The sequence below is a fragment of the Planococcus plakortidis genome (genome assembly GCF_001687605.2).
GTDB lineage: Bacteria > Bacillota > Bacilli > Bacillales_A > Planococcaceae > Planococcus > Planococcus plakortidis.
Map to the genome: position 1 here is coordinate 2,137,509 of NZ_CP016539.2, position 14,932 is coordinate 2,152,440.

12 protein-coding genes and 2 pseudogenes are annotated in these 14,932 nt (G+C 49.5%); 4 read left to right on the top strand and 10 right to left on the bottom strand.

The window, feature by feature from the left end:
• Position 1 precedes the first annotated feature (1 nt).
• The 4 genes and pseudogenes from BBI15_RS10830 to BBI15_RS10845 all read right to left on the bottom strand — a co-directional run bounded on the left by BBI15_RS10830 (position 2) and on the right by BBI15_RS10845 (position 4,493).
• On the bottom strand, positions 2 to 1,012 hold the full coding sequence (locus tag BBI15_RS10830) for an ABC transporter ATP-binding protein (protein WP_068869575.1): 1,011 nt from the start codon (positions 1,010 to 1,012) through the stop codon (positions 2 to 4).
• Positions 1,009 to 2,053 (bottom strand): annotated as a pseudogene (locus BBI15_RS10835) (ABC transporter ATP-binding protein). Before BBI15_RS10835 ends, BBI15_RS10830 begins: the two are co-directional and overlap by 4 nt.
• Before the next feature lie 245 nt (positions 2,054 to 2,298).
• Entirely contained in the window at positions 2,299 to 3,534 is a 1,236-nt protein-coding gene (fabF, locus tag BBI15_RS10840) for a beta-ketoacyl-ACP synthase II (protein WP_068869576.1), read from the bottom strand.
• Positions 3,535 to 3,561: 27 nt separating this feature from the next.
• Positions 3,562 to 4,493 (bottom strand): annotated as a pseudogene (locus tag BBI15_RS10845) (beta-ketoacyl-ACP synthase III).
• A 190-nt stretch (positions 4,494 to 4,683) separates the two neighbouring features.
• On the opposite strand from BBI15_RS10845, the gene BBI15_RS10850 reads away from it, so the two are divergent.
• Complete coding sequence (locus BBI15_RS10850) at positions 4,684 to 4,866, top strand: YjzD family protein (RefSeq protein ID WP_068869577.1); 183 nt, start codon at positions 4,684 to 4,686, stop codon at positions 4,864 to 4,866.
• A gap of 319 nt (positions 4,867 to 5,185) precedes the next feature.
• On the opposite strand, the gene BBI15_RS10855 is transcribed toward BBI15_RS10850, so the two are convergent.
• From BBI15_RS10855 to BBI15_RS10865, 3 genes are all read right to left on the bottom strand, one after another.
• Positions 5,186 to 7,321 (bottom strand): ATP-dependent Clp protease ATP-binding subunit, encoded by a 2,136-nt coding sequence (locus BBI15_RS10855; RefSeq protein WP_084632832.1) that lies wholly within the window; start codon positions 7,319 to 7,321, stop codon positions 5,186 to 5,188.
• Between the two features lie 137 nt (positions 7,322 to 7,458).
• Positions 7,459 to 7,767 carry a metal-sulfur cluster assembly factor gene (locus BBI15_RS10860; RefSeq protein WP_058383381.1) on the bottom strand — a complete coding sequence of 103 codons (309 nt, stop codon included), beginning with the start codon at positions 7,765 to 7,767 and terminating at the stop codon, positions 7,459 to 7,461.
• A gap of 68 nt (positions 7,768 to 7,835) precedes the next feature.
• Positions 7,836 to 8,603 (bottom strand): alpha/beta fold hydrolase, encoded by a 768-nt coding sequence (locus tag BBI15_RS10865; RefSeq protein WP_068869578.1) that lies wholly within the window; start codon positions 8,601 to 8,603, stop codon positions 7,836 to 7,838.
• A gap of 136 nt (positions 8,604 to 8,739) precedes the next feature.
• Here BBI15_RS10865 and BBI15_RS10870 point away from each other — a divergent pair, with 136 nt between their 5' ends.
• The 3 genes from BBI15_RS10870 to BBI15_RS10880 are packed head-to-tail and all read left to right on the top strand — an operon-like array spanning position 8,740 to position 11,763.
• Entirely contained in the window at positions 8,740 to 9,552 is an 813-nt protein-coding gene (locus tag BBI15_RS10870) for a Cof-type HAD-IIB family hydrolase (RefSeq protein ID WP_068869579.1), read from the top strand.
• Positions 9,553 to 9,565: 13 nt separating this feature from the next.
• Positions 9,566 to 10,417 (top strand): DegV family protein, encoded by an 852-nt coding sequence (locus BBI15_RS10875; RefSeq protein ID WP_068869580.1) that lies wholly within the window; start codon positions 9,566 to 9,568, stop codon positions 10,415 to 10,417.
• A gap of 14 nt (positions 10,418 to 10,431) precedes the next feature.
• Positions 10,432 to 11,763, top strand: a complete 1,332-nt coding sequence (locus tag BBI15_RS10880; protein WP_068869581.1) for a CoA-disulfide reductase — start codon at positions 10,432 to 10,434, stop codon at positions 11,761 to 11,763.
• 84 nt (positions 11,764 to 11,847) lie between these two features.
• Here BBI15_RS10880 and BBI15_RS10885 read toward each other — a convergent pair whose 3' ends face one another.
• The 3 genes from BBI15_RS10885 to BBI15_RS10895 all read right to left on the bottom strand — a co-directional run bounded on the left by BBI15_RS10885 (position 11,848) and on the right by BBI15_RS10895 (position 14,890).
• Entirely contained in the window at positions 11,848 to 13,299 is a 1,452-nt protein-coding gene (locus BBI15_RS10885; protein WP_068869582.1) for an alpha-amylase family glycosyl hydrolase, read from the bottom strand.
• 248 nt (positions 13,300 to 13,547) lie between these two features.
• Positions 13,548 to 13,922 carry a YisL family protein gene (locus tag BBI15_RS10890; RefSeq protein WP_068869583.1) on the bottom strand — a complete coding sequence of 125 codons (375 nt, stop codon included), beginning with the start codon at positions 13,920 to 13,922 and terminating at the stop codon, positions 13,548 to 13,550.
• Positions 13,923 to 13,990: 68 nt separating this feature from the next.
• Positions 13,991 to 14,890, bottom strand: a complete 900-nt coding sequence (locus tag BBI15_RS10895) for a fumarylacetoacetate hydrolase family protein (RefSeq protein WP_068869584.1) — start codon at positions 14,888 to 14,890, stop codon at positions 13,991 to 13,993.
• Between the last annotated feature and the right edge of the window lie 42 nt (positions 14,891 to 14,932).

Consider the following 14,932-nt stretch of genomic DNA (forward strand, 5'->3'; position numbering starts at 1 on the left):
ATCAATACAAATGGCACGCGACTTGATGGCCTGGCCTTACTTCTGCCAACACTGGTTTCTCTTGTGAGCAGATTTCCATCGCCACCGGGCAGCGCGTATGGAACGGGCAGCCGGTAGGCGGGTTTTGTGGGCTTGGCACATCCCCTTTCAAGACAATCCGCTCTTTCCGCTTTGCCGGATTCGGTTCCGGAATCGCGGAAATGAGCGCTTGCGTGTAAGGGTGAAGCGGTTCTTTGTATAAATCTTTATTTGAAGCAAGCTCTACGAGGTTGCCCAAATACATCACGCCGATTCGATCACTCATATGCTTTACGACACTTAGGTCGTGTGCAATGAAGAGATAAGTCAGATCGAATTCGATTTGCAGTTCTTTCAACAAGTTCAATACCTGCGATTGCACGGACACATCGAGTGCGGATACCGGTTCATCCGCAACAATCAGCTTAGGATGAAGTGCCAATGCACGGGCGATGCCGATGCGCTGTCTTTGGCCGCCGGAAAATTCATGGGCGTATTTATAATAAGCCTCTTCAGGCAAGCCAACTCGTTCCAGGAGTGTTTTAATTTCCTGTTCCAACTCTTTTTTATTGCGCTTTTCATAATTCAGGATCGGTTCGGCAATGATATCGCCGACCATCTGCGTCGGATTCAGTGATGCATATGGATCCTGGAATACCATTTGAAAGTCACGCCGCGCCTTTTGCAATTTGGATCCCGATAATCGGGTGATGTCTTTCCCTTCAAAGAGGATCTCGCCTCCTGTCGGTTTCATCAACCTCAAAATGGTCCGCCCCGCAGTTGATTTGCCGCAGCCCGATTCGCCGACCAAACCAAGCGTTTCGCCTTTTCTTATGGCGAACGACACATCGTCGACTGCCTTGACATTGCCGATGGTCCGCTTGAAGAACCCACCGGTCACCGGATAGTATTTTTTCAAGTTGCGAATTTCAAGGAGGTTTTCCCGTTTATCTAAGTAATCGATGCGCTCTTGGATGAAATCTCTAGTGGTCATAATGCGGCGGCTCCTTCTCGTTCTCTTTTTCCGTCCGTAGGCCAACTTTCTTCATATAATAGACATGCAGCTTCATGCCGATCGGCTACTTCCGCAAGTTTTGGCGTTACCGTCAAACATTCTGCCATTGCCTTCGGGCAGCGGTTCGCGAAACGGCATCCGACTTGCGGCATATTGACGACAGATGGCACCAAGCCCTCGATTGTGGCAAGTTCTTCGACCTCTTCATCCATTTTCGGAATCGCTTTCATCAATAATTCCGTGTACGGATGCTTCGGGCTTTCGAACAAGTCTTCAACAAATGCGCGCTCCACGATTTTTCCTGCATACATGACCAGGACTTCGTCGCAGATTTCTGCCACAACGCCTAAATCATGTGTGATGAGAATGATCGACATATCGTTCGCTTCCTGTATCCCTTTCATCAGCTCGAGGATTTGGGCTTGTACCGTAACATCCAATGCAGTTGTTGGCTCATCGGCAATCAACAGTTTCGGCTGGCAGGCAATGGCCATGGCGATCATGACCCGCTGGCGCATCCCCCCGACAATTGGTGGGGTATTCAGTGACGATTTGTTCGGCACGCGGAATCCCGACTTGCTTCAAAAGGGCAATGGAGCGCAACCGGGCTTCTTTTTTCGTCAGCTTTTCATGGTTCAAGATCACTTCTTCTATTTGATAGCCGATAGTGAAGACCGGATTGAGCGAAGTCATCGGTTCCTGGAAAATCATCGAAATATCTTTACCTCGGATGCTGTTCATCTGCTTGTCCGAAAACTTGGAAATATCCTCCCCTTCGAATTCGATCTCACCGCCCCTGATCTTGCCGATTCCATTCGGCAGCAATTGCATGACGGACAATGACATGACGCTTTTGCCGCAGCCAGATTCACCCACTACCCCTACGATTTGCTTAGGCTGCACGTCAAAACTGACTCCCTCGACTGCATTATAATATTCCCCGTCTATTTTGAACCCTGTCTGTAGGTTCTTGACCCGCAAGAGCGGTGTATTCCCAATGGATCCGTATATTGTTGCCATGAAAACACCTCAAAATTCTTTTTTTTCTGTCAATTCTAACTAGTTTTAAGCATATTACAAAAGTATTACATACGCAATATAATTTTTGTATTTCAAGCAATGATTACCAAAATAGATAATCCTTGCTTCCCTCTATCCCTTGCTGTCATTGGGTTTCGCTGCTTATTCTTTATTTTCATATTTTTACCATATTAAGAAATGTATAATAAAAAAAGCTCCCGGCATCGGGAGCTTTTGAATATGACTTATATTTTTTTCAATACGAGCGAAGCGTTATGGCCGCCAAACCCGAGTGAATTGCTCATGGCATACGAGAAGTCCGCGGTTCTTGCTTCATTCGCGACATAATCCAGATCCAATTCTTCATCCGGTGTTTCGTAATTGATTGTCGGCGGCATGATGCCTTCCTTCAAAGCCAAGGCCGTAAAGATGGCTTCGATTCCGCCTGCAGCACCGAGCAGATGCCCTGTCATCGATTTCGTCGAACTCATGCCCAGTTTGTAAGCATGGTCACCGAATACGGTTTTGACCGCCATCGTCTCGAACAAATCGTTATACGGGGTGCTTGTTCCGTGGGCATTGATATAGCCGACATCCGTCTTTTCGATGCCTGCGTCATCAATGGCTTGCTGCATGGCACGCGCTGCCCCTTCGCCGCCTGGGGCCGGTGCTGTAATATGATGGGCATCGCCTGTCGAACCGTATCCGACAAGTTCTGCGTAGATTTTTGCGCCGCGTGCTTTGGCATGTTCGTATTCTTCCAGGATGACGATCCCTGCACCTTCACCGATAACGAAGCCATCGCGGTTTTTATCGAACGGGCGCGATGCGGTCGATGCATCATCATTTGTCGTCAACGCGGTATTCGCCGTAAATCCGGCAACAGACAGGCGGGTGATCGGAGCTTCCGCGCCGCCGGAAATCATGACATCGGCATCGCCGCGCTGGATGACTTTAAAGGCATCACCGATCGAGTTCGTACCCGATGCACAAGCCGTTACCGAGCAGGAGTTGATCGCTTTCGCGCCGAAATGGATCGATACCTGCCCAGACGCCATATCCGGAATGATCATCGGCACGAAGAATGGGCTGATGCGGCGGACACCGCGGGAGTTCAAGACGTCCATCTGGTTCTCGATCGTTTCCATTCCGCCGATCCCCGAGCCGATCCAGACACCTGTGCGAAGCGCTGTCTTTTCATCCAGCTCAAGCGCTGCATCCTTCATCGCCATGATGGATGATGCGAGTGCGTAATGAGTGAAGCGGTCCATCTTACGGGCTTCTTTGCGCTCGATATACTCTTCGATCGAAAAAGCCTTCAATTCAGCGGCAACTTTCGCCGGATACTGATCGGCATCGATGCGCGTTAACGGGCCGACGCCAGAACGTCCTTCCTTTACCGCTTCCCACGTAGATTCCGCACTATTTCCAAGCGGTGTTACGGCACCGATACCTGTAATGACTACACGACGATTTTCCATTTCTTTTACTTCCTTTCGCATATCCGATTATTTCCCCCACTTCATGGCAATTGCGCCCCAAGTCAATCCGCCCCGAAGCCGACCATGACGACGACATCATCGTCTTTGATCCGGCCTTCCTCTAGATCTTCCACTAGGGAAATCGGGATCGACGCTGCTGAAGTGTTTCCGTATTTTTGTATGGTTTTCGACATTTTCTCAACCGGCAAGTCCAGGCGTGCCCGGGAAGATTCCATAATCCGGATATTTGCCTGATGCGGGATGAGGAAATCGACATCCTCTTTTTTCAATCCTGCTTTTTCGATGACATGGATGGCTGACTCACCCATTTGACGTACCGCGAATTTGAACACTTCACGGCCATTCATCACCAAATGCTTGTTCTGATACAAATGTTTCCCGCCAGAGCCGTCCGCCCCGAGTTCGAACGATAGAATCCCGCGTCCTTCCGATACCTTGCCGATGACGGCAGCTCCGGCTCCATCACCGAACAGCACAGCCGTATTGCGGTCTTCCCAATTGGTGATCTTCGACAGCTTCTCAACACCAACTACTAAGACGTAGCGATAGGTATCCGATTCGATGAACTGTTTCGCTGTAATGACACCATACATGAAGCCTGCACACGCCGCAGAGATATCCATGGCGGCTGCATTCACTGCGCCGATTTGCTGCTGGATATCGCATGCGACAGATGGAAACGGGCGGTCGGGCGTAACTGTCGCCACCAGGATCAACCCGATGTCTGCTGGATCGATGCCAGCATCTGCAATCGCCTTCTGTGCCGCGACCCGTGCCATATCCGACGTATCTTGTTCATCGTTTGCGATGCGGCGCTCTTCAATTCCGGTCATGGTCCGGATCCATTCATCCGAAGTATCCATGCGCTGCTCCAAATCAAAATTGGTCAGTTTATCTTCCGGCAGGCATCTGCCGGTACCGATGATTCCAGCGTTCATCTCTATATCCCTCATTTCGATTAACATCAATTATTAGTACCTGGTGTTAATAATACGCCCTTTTCTCACTGATTTCAAGTCACCGCCATATTTCCGACAAAAACTTTCGAAACGCGCGAAACTTCCTTTCTGAAAAGGCTTCCTTATGCTATGATAAAACTAGTTATTCTATGTATAGAGGTGAAAACAGATGCAATATATTGGAACACTTTTCTGGTCTGTCCTTATTATTTCCATGTTGAATTATGTAGTAAGTGCCGTGCAAAACGTGCCATTTGATTTCATGATGGGTATCTTTATGGCAGTAGCCGTCACTGTATTGGTTATCTTGATGGATGCCATCATCCCGAAAGAAGCAGCGAAAGAATATTAATAACGATAAAAAACGGAAGCCCACGTGGCTTCCGTTTTTTATTAAAGTGAATCTAATGCTTTTCTAAAGAAGAAAGAACAGAAGCCGTATTTTTCGAAACTTATCGCACGACACCGCAGGCTCGCGCCCAAGCATTCTCATCCGTTTCGAAAACCTTGTGCTCAATTCTCACTGAGTTCGAGCATCGCAGAAAAAGAGTCGCTCCCGCATCTGCCTGGCAGATGCGGCGCAAATGAATTCGGTCGTTTCGTCACTTACGCTGCTCATTAATTTTTTTCAGCATTTTGAAAGCCGCATTTCAATGAAATGCGGCTTTTCCTTATACAGTGATTAGCAATTGTTTATTGGCATCCATCGAAACTTTCAAAGTAGACCCTGGAGTGACATCTCCTTTGATCAATTCCTTGGCGATGCGCGTCTCGATTTCACGCTGGATAAAGCGTTTTAGCGGACGCGCCCCGAAGACAGGATCGGTTCCTGCTTCAATGATATAGTCGATGACCGAATCTTCGACTTCCAAGGAAATTTGCTGTTGTTTCATGCGAGCGGCCAATTCGCCGATCATTTTCTTGGCGATGCCATAGAAATGTTTATTGGACAATGAATGGAAAATGACGATATCGTCGATGCGGTTCAACAATTCGGGACGGAAATGCTTGCGCAGCTCCACCATGACGATGTCTTCCATGTCATGATCATCACTTTTTTCGCCGATGTGCTGGGAGCCGATATTCGATGTCATGATGACGACCGTATTCGAGAAGTTCACCAGTCGCCCTTGGCTGTCCGTAATCCGCCCATCGTCCAATATCTGCAACAGGATATTCGCGACATCCGGATGGGCTTTCTCGATTTCATCCAACAGGACGACGGAATATGGATTGCGGCGGACCGCTTCTGTCAATTGCCCGCCTTCCTCGTAGCCGATATACCCTGGAGGCGCGCCGACCAGCCGTGATACGCTGTGCTTTTCCATATACTCGGACATGTCGATGCGGATGAAATGGTCTTCCGAATCGAATAAGTTCGCTGCCAGCGATTTCGCAAGCTCCGTTTTCCCAACACCGGTCGGCCCAAGGAAAATGAACGAGCCGATCGGTTTTTGTTCATCTTTGATGCCGGCACGTGCACGCCATACCGCTTCTGTCACGAGTTCGACGGCTCTGTCTTGGCCGATGACGCGCTCTTTCAATGTATCTCCGAGGCGCAATAGCTTTTCACGCTCGCCTTCGACCAATTTCGTTACCGGAATACCCGTCCAGCGAGCGACGATGCCGGCAATTTCTTCTTCGGTCACTTCTTCTCGAAGCAAACGCTCCCCGCCATCCCCGGCAAGTTCGACTTCCATCGCGCTCAGTTCTTTTTCGAGCTCTGGAATTTTCCCGTGGCGCAGCATCGCCGCGGTATTCAAATCATATTTGTTTTCCGCGTCTTCTAGCTGGCGGCGATATTGGTCCAATTGTTCGCGCTTGGCCTGGATTTTCTGAAGCGATTGCTTTTCTTCGTTCCATTGCTGCTGCATGCCTTCAGAAGAAGACTTCAGCTCTTCAATCTCTTCGCGCAGCGCAGCGAGGCGTGTTTTGCTCGCTTCGTCTTTTTCTTTTCGAAGCGCCTGCTCTTCAATTTCGAGCTGCATGAGACGCCGCGTCACTTCATCCAGTTCCTGTGGCATGGAGTCGATTTCTGTCCGGATCATCGCACACGCTTCATCGATCAAGTCGATTGCCTTGTCCGGAAGGAATCGTTCTGTGATATAGCGGTCAGACATCGTCGCGGCTGCAACGATCGCCCGGTCATGGATGCGTACCCCGTGGTGGAGTTCAAAACGCTCTTTCAACCCGCGGAGAATCGATACCGCATCTTCGACAGATGGCTCGCGCACCATCACTTGTTGGAAGCGCCGCTCAAGCGCTGCGTCTTTTTCGATGTGCATGCGGTATTCATCGAGCGTGGTGGCTCCGATGCAATACAGCTCTCCGCGCGCAAGCATCGGTTTGAGCATATTTCCGGCGTCCATCGCGCCTTCCGTTTTACCTGCGCCGACGATCGTATGGATCTCGTCGATAAACAGGATGATCTGCCCTTCGCTGTCTTTCACTTGCTTTAATACGCTTTTCAGCCGTTCCTCGAATTCCCCCCGGTATTTTGCGCCTGCAATCAGCGCACTCATATCGAGTTCATATATGACGCGATCCTTCAAGCCTTCCGGCACATCGTTTCGGACGATGCGCTGCGCCAAGCCTTCCACGATTGCGGTTTTCCCGACACCCGGTTCTCCGATCAGTACCGGATTATTCTTTGTCTTTCTGGATAGAATCCGGATGACATTGCGGATTTCCTGATCGCGCCCGATGACCGGATCCATCTTTCCGGACTGTGCTTGTTCAACCAAATTGCGGCCGAATTGTTCCAATGGCGATTTTTGTTCTTCGTTTGGGTTTTGGAATTGAACCAATCAAATCACGCTCCCTTGATTAATTTGACCATCTTTGACTAATTTGATTATATGATTGCCCCGCTCCTTTTGCAATGGAAATGCTCATTAAAAAAAGCTGCAAGGAATTTCTTCCTTGCAGCTTTTTGCTGTTTTTTTTAACGAACGCCGAGTGCCATTTTGGCATAGCGCGACATATGGTCTTTGCTCCAGACAGGCTGCCAGACGATTTTCACGTCGACTTCTTCGACTTCCGGTAACTCGTATAAGGATGTTTTGACCATCTGGACGATTTGAGGTCCCATTGGGCACCCCATGGAAGTGAGTGTCATCGTGACTACGCAGAAACCATCTTCGGATAATTCCACATCATATACAAGACCCAAATTGACGATATCAACACCCAGTTCCGGGTCGATGACATTTTCAAGTGCGCCCAATAGATAATCCTTTGTTTCTTGATCCATTCGGAATCCCTCCTTTTCCTGTTACTGCTTATCTTATCAAACATCCATGCGAAATGAAATTGACTTGCTTATTCGTTTAAGCGATCGGCGATCCATCCAGTCACAGAGAGCATCCCTTTCCGGCTGACCGCGTGAGCGGCTTCTGTTTCTTTCAGGAACATCAAACGTTCAGGATAGGCGGCATAATCCTGCTGCAATGCATGGAAAAGCCGGTTGGTCGGTTCGAATGGGACAGTCGGGTCTTTCACGCCGTGCCAGAAAAAGACCGGGCGCCCACCGAAGGCCTGGCGGTTCAAGCTGATATCAAAACGCGACAACGCCTGAAGCATCCTTTCGCGCTCTTCTTCCGTGAGCGGCAAATCAAACCCGCGCGATTCGTATTGCCTCATCTGAGCTTTCGCCAGCTCCACGTAATTGCCTGATCCCATCATGACTGCAGCCGCTTTGATCCACGGATGCGCAGTCAATGCGCCAAGCGTTGTGATGCCGCCCATCGAGGTACCACCGACAGCCGGTTCCCCACTGGTCAATTGGCGCTTATGCAATTCATCCTGCAAAAATCCTAGCTCTTCAATCGAGGTCAGGACGATTTCCCAGAAGCGCAGGCTGATCTGAACCTCATCAAGCGACTGGTCCCGTTCCCCATGAAGCAGCGCATCGGGCAGGATGACCCGAACCCCTCTTTTCGCCCATTGCCAAGCGTAATGCAAATTATGTTCTTTAGCACTCATATGGCCGTGCAGAAAAATCACGGTTGGCAAGGGCCCGCCATCGTGTCCATCGGGGATGATATGTAAGACGGGGATATGTCCCCATGCTTCGTTTTCTACTCTCATTTGCTCCACTCCTCTCCCTAAATCCTACCAATTTTTCGTGATAGCCGCAAATTAAGACTCCGCCGTCAGGTTTTTTTGACGGATAGCCTGTATTATCGCTAAACTGAAGATAGATAGAAGGGAGCCGGATTTTTATATGAAACAACATTTGATCGTACTCGACTTGGACGGAACATTATTGACCGACCAAAAAGTCATTTCACCTAAAACCAAAATGATATTGGGCAAAGCCCGTGAAGCGGGCCATCAAGTCATGATCGCTACAGGACGGCCATACCGCGCAAGTGAAATCTATTACCGTGAACTCGGCTTGAACACGCCGATTGTCAACTTCAATGGGGCCTTTGTCCATCATCCGAAAGATGATGGCTGGGGGCTGCACCACACGCCGATCGGCTTGGATGTCGTACACGAAGTCGTAGAGTCGATGCATAGTTTCGACTTCCATAACATTGTGGCGGAAGTGCTGGATGACGTCTATGTCCACCACCACGATGAGAAACTGATGGACATTTTCAGCTTTGGGGACCCGAGCATCACTACAGGGGATTTGCGGAATTACCTGAAGGCCGACCCGACTTCCATGTTGATCCATGCGCCTTACGAGAAAGTCCACGCCATCCACGACCACTTGTCGGAAGTTCATGCGGAAGTGATCGACCATCGCCGTTGGGGCGCCCCTTGGCACGTGATCGAACTCGTCCGCTCGGGCATGAACAAGGCAGTCGGCATCGACCGCGTCTCGAAATCATTGGGCATCTCGAAAGATCGTATCATTGCATTCGGTGATGAAGACAACGACCTGGAAATGCTCGATTTCGCAGGCGTCGGCGTCGCTATGGGCAATGCTATCGAGCCATTGAAAAACATTGCCAATGAAATCACGTTGAACAATAACGAGGACGGTATCGCCGAACTGCTGATGGACCGTTTGAAACTGAAACTCTAAAGGGGGAAATTCCATGAGATTATTTGCAGATAGCGCATCTGATTTACCAAAAGATTTTTTTGAGCAGGAACAGGTCATCCTGTTCCCTTTGCGCGTCCATATTGGGGACGAGGAGTATGAAGACATCCGGTCGATCGATTCCATGAAAGTGTATGATGCCATCCGCTCAGGCGTCCACCCCAAAACGTCTCAAGCCTCTCCTGAAGAAATGCTGAAAGCATTCGAACAATTGGCGAAAGACGGGGAACAAGGGGCTTACATTGCTTTTTCTTCTGAATTGTCCGGGACTTATGCGACAGCCGTCATGGTGGCGGACCAAGTGCGCGAAGAATATCCCGATTTGAAATTGACGATCATGGATTCCAAGGCGGCTTCGCTCGGCTATGGCCTCCTGGTCAAAGAGGCGGTGAAATTGCGCAATGCCGGCGAAGAGCTGGATGGCATCATCCATACCGTCCAGGCCATGGCCGACCAGCTCCAAAGCCTATTCACTGTAGAGGATCTGGATTATATGGCAAAAGGCGGCCGCATTTCAAAAGGCAGCGCATTTGTCGGCGGCTTATTGAATATCAAGCCCTTGCTTCATGTTGAAGATGGCAAACTGGTGCCGATCGAAAAATTGCGCGGCCGCAAAAAAGTTATCAAGCGCATGATCGAATTGATGAAAGAGCGCGGCAATAATTTGGATCAGCAAGTGATGGCCATCAGCCATGCTGACGACCTTGAATTCGCAACGGCATTGAAAGACGAAATCGAAGCTGCCTATAACCCGAAGGAAATCGAAATCCATATGGTCGGTTCCGTGATCGGTGCCCATACTGGCCCTGGCACGCTTGCTTTATTCTTCTTTAATAAAACCGATTGAGGAGTGGACTGTTGATGAAAAAAGTGATCATTGTCGGCGCGGTAGGCGGCGGTGCGACCGCTGCCGGTCAGCTGCGGTTTTACGATAAGGAAATGAACATCACGGTTTATGACCGGGATTCGACCATGTCCTATGCAGCTTGTGGAACGCCATATGTAATCGGGGAAGTCATTGAAGATGAAACTTCGATCTTGATGGCGAATCCGGAACAGTTCCAACAAAAACGCAACATCGATGTCCGCCTCGAGCATGAAGTCATGGAAATTCTTCGCGCCGAGAAAAAAGTACGGGTCCGCAATTTGAAAACCGGCGGAGAGTTTCACGATTCCTACGACGCCTTGATTTTGTCTCCCGGCGGCCGCGCCATCATGCCAGAAATTGAGGGCTCAGGACAAGGGCATGTATTCACCCTGCGCAGCTATAGCGATATGCAAGCGATCCACTCCTATATACAAAAGCAAAAGCCTAGTCATGGGACAATTTCCGGCGCAGGCTTCATCGGGCTCGAAATGGCAGAGAATCTGAAGCATCTTGGATTGGCAGTCGATATCGTCCATAAGTCGAGCGCCATTCTATCGATTTTGGATGAGGACCTGTCACTTCTCCTGCATGCCGAGCTGGAAAAAAACGGCATCCAAATCCATACCGACACCGTCATCGAAAATATCGGGCAGAAAAACGTACAGCTCTCCAACGGAAAGAGCCTGGATACCGATTTCGTCATCATGAGCATCGGATTGAAACCAAACACCCTCCTTGCTGAAAAGGCGGGGCTCAGCATCGGTGAAACCGGGGGGATCCAGACCAACGAATTCATGCAGACCGATGATGAATCGATCTACGCCATCGGGGATGCTTCGGAAAACTTTGATTTCATTACCGGAGACCCGAAACGTGTCCCGCTAGCTGTCCCTGCACACCGCCAGGCTTTCCTGGCCGCTCAGCATATTACCGGAAAACCCGTTCCCAAAAAAGGACTTCTCGGCACTTCCATTTTAAAAGTTTTTGAATTGGATGCAGCGATGACAGGCATGACTGAAACTGCGATCAAAGAAAAAGGCCTGCTTGCCAAAACAGTGACCCATACAGGCAATTCAAATGCAGGTTATTATCCCGACCATGAAAAACTGACCTTAAAAGTCCATTACAATCCCAGCACCAGACAGATTTTGGGCGCACAATGCGTCGGGGGCAAAGGTGTCGACAAGCGCATCGATGTGATTGCAACCGCGATCCACGGAGGATTGACTGTCGATGACTTACAAGCGCTCGAACTGTGCTATGCTCCCCCCTTCTCTTCACCGAAAGATCCCGTCAACATGATCGGCTATAAAGCTTTCGACTGATTATACGGATAAATGCCTGGAAACAGGCGTTCTTTTCAGGCAAAAAGGCTGTGGACAGGTTACAACCTGTTCACAGCCTTTTGTTTATTTATTCTTTTTTGCAGCTTCATCGGCTTTCCGCTGCTTGCCTTTTTTCCAGACAACCCATAAGAAGCCCATGAAAACTAAATACATCAAGCCCAATGTGACGATATACGCCGTATTCAGGCCACGTTTTTCCGTAATATGGTACGTTTCAACCAATTCACGGTCCAATGTAAGGCGATACTGGCCGTCTTCGTCCGGCCGGACGATATCGCTTTCGAACAAGCCCCGCAACTCCATTCCTTCCCCTATGATATCGGGTGACAGACTGTGGCTTTTCGTCCCGGATGAGTTGTTGATCGCGATGATCCATGCTTCTTCTTCGTTTGAACGTTTATAGACCATCCAGCCCTCTTCTTCGTGAAGCATCTCCAATTCCCCCATGCGCAAGGCTTCAGATGAATTGCGTAACGAGTTCAGGTTGGTGATGTAGTCGATTAATTCCTTTTCGACCGCCATATCCAGGATCTGATGCGATTCCGGCAAGGCTTCACCGTTCATCGCGGTTTCGGAACCGTACTGGACAACCGGGATTCCCGGCATCGTCAATAATTGCGCAAACAGCATCCGCCACCGGGTCGGCGGATAGCCTCTTGATTCGACGATGTCCGATGTGAAACGGGACCCGTCGAGTGAATCGACACGGATCAATTTACCTTCTGTCTGCTGCATCAATTCAGGGATGTCTGCCAACGATTGGTCGAAATTACGATAGCTGTCGCGCAGTGTTTGTTCCACACCCTCCTGGACGACGGCATCAAACCCTGGCCGACTCTCCATTTCCGCATCTGCCAAGACATAAAAACCTTCCTGCCTTTTCATGGCAGCCGAGAAGTTTTCGATGAACGCCGGGTCCAGTTCTTCCGAATCCTGCAGCCGGACCCCGTCTATTCCGTATGTATCGCGGAAGTCGACGAACATTTGAATCAAGGCTTGCTGCACCTCTTCATTGCCTGTGTCCAGGGAAAGCGTCTGGTCCCCGTTTTCGATGAACCAATCAGGGTTTTCCTGAGCCCAGATGTGCTCTGCACTCACTTCTTGCGTTGGCAAGTCGACGATGGCTTTCATATCACTTTCATGCACTTCATCGATGAGCGATTGAAATTCTTCCACCGTTCCGAAATGGCGTTCCAATTGGCCGTAATCCAACACTTCCCGCCCGTCATAGCTTGCAGTCTGGAATACAGGACCCATCGACAGCACAGTAAAGCCCATATCTCGGACGTGCGCGATCTCACTTTCCATACCCGAGAAGTCACCGCCACTGAACGCTCCCGGGTCTGTGGCATCCACATCATAATCGTTCTGGATCTGTTTATTGAAATAGCGGTCTACGAGAACGTCGTAGATGCTTTCATCTTCGATTGTGCGGGCCTCTTCAGCCGCCACACCAGCTGTTGACGGCAATAATAAGGCGGCTGCCAACGCCCAAACAATAGTTTTTTTCTTCAAGTCCGTACTCCTCCTTCAATGAGGCCAAGATGATGCTCACCCGGTCTATTTTATCAAACTCGCCTATTTGCCGCTATGTCGGATTCATGAAAGCGCAGCTGTTTATGCTTAGTTTCGTCCAAACTGTGAAATTCGCAACTTAAAAAGGCGATTTCGCCCGGTTGATGAATAGCAAAAAAAAATGCACGTTCCCTGCCAGTAAGGACCGGCAAGAAACGTACAGTTTTTAATTGGATATAAATTCCGTATTATGCAAGGAAGTTGAAGCCGATCGGCAATTTGAAGCCGAGGAACAAGGTCACGAGCAAGAACACGGCAAACAAGGCCCAGAACAATGTGACGGGTTTTTGTTTCTTGCCACGGACGAGCACCATTTCCATCATGCCGATGGTCAATAAACCGAATAGGAATTTCAAGCCGTAAAGCATGGCATCGTAAGAGGAATGCGCGATGAACAACGTCAGTCCGGTGATGATGATTAAAACATAGATCAGTCTCGTGATCATATGGACGATTTTACGCCCCTTGCTGTCGCGGTGCATGAATGCAGCCACGAGGAACAGCACGATCCCCACTACCCACATGGTAATGTGTAAATGCGTTGTGTCAGTTAAAAATCCCAAAAGCTCACCTCATTTAATATAGTCCCCTCAAGTTTAACACACGCAGGACAATTGGAAGCGATTGTTCCTTATGACAAATGTGTGACGAGTGTGCCGATTGACTGGATCGATACTTTGATCGTATCGCCCGCTTTCAAGAACTTCGGCGGATTGAACCCTTTGCCGACGCCAGCCGGAGTTCCTGTCAGGATGACATCGCCTGGTTCAAGGGCCACACTCTTGGAGATTTCTGAAATCAACTCATCGACACGGCGGATCATCTGTTCCGTATTGCCGTTTTGGCGGACCTCATCGTTCACTTTCGTCACCAAGGACAGATTCTGTGATTGCGGGATTTCATCTTTTGTGACCAGGTATGGACCCATCGGGCAGGAACCCGGCAAGCTTTTTCCAAGGAAATATTGCTGATGTTTTTCCTGCAGGTCACGGGCTGTCAAATCGAGTGCGATCGTGTATCCGAATACGTGATCGTAAGCCAGCTGTTTCGGGATCTTATGCCCGGCTTTTCCGATCACGACGGCCAATTCGCCTTCATAATCATATGAATCGGTCACATCCGCATGCACGGATACCGTCTCTTCATCGGCTGCCACCGTATTCGGCGCTTTTGTGAAAACGACCATTTCGGTTGGTGCCTGCCCGCCCATCTCTTTAGCATGGTCTGCATAGTTCTTGCCGATGCAGATAAAGTTTTTCGGAGGCCTCGGGACAGGTGCCTGCCATTCGATTTCCGAAAAAGAGTGTTTGAATTGCTCAGGGGTTTCCGATTGGACAGCCGCCTCCGTCAGTTTGCGGATCTGTTCCACAAACTCCATTCCTTGCGCTACTCCATCAATCAGCTTATCCGGAAATTCCGGCAATACTTCCAGCTGCTCCTGGATGGCGAGGACATCCCACACGGCTTCTTCTTTTTTTACCTTTGGTCCAAAACGTTCTTCTCCTTGAAAGCGAAACGATAGAAGTTTCATTCGTCAAACACTCCTTTTCTGTGATTGCATCCATTATACACA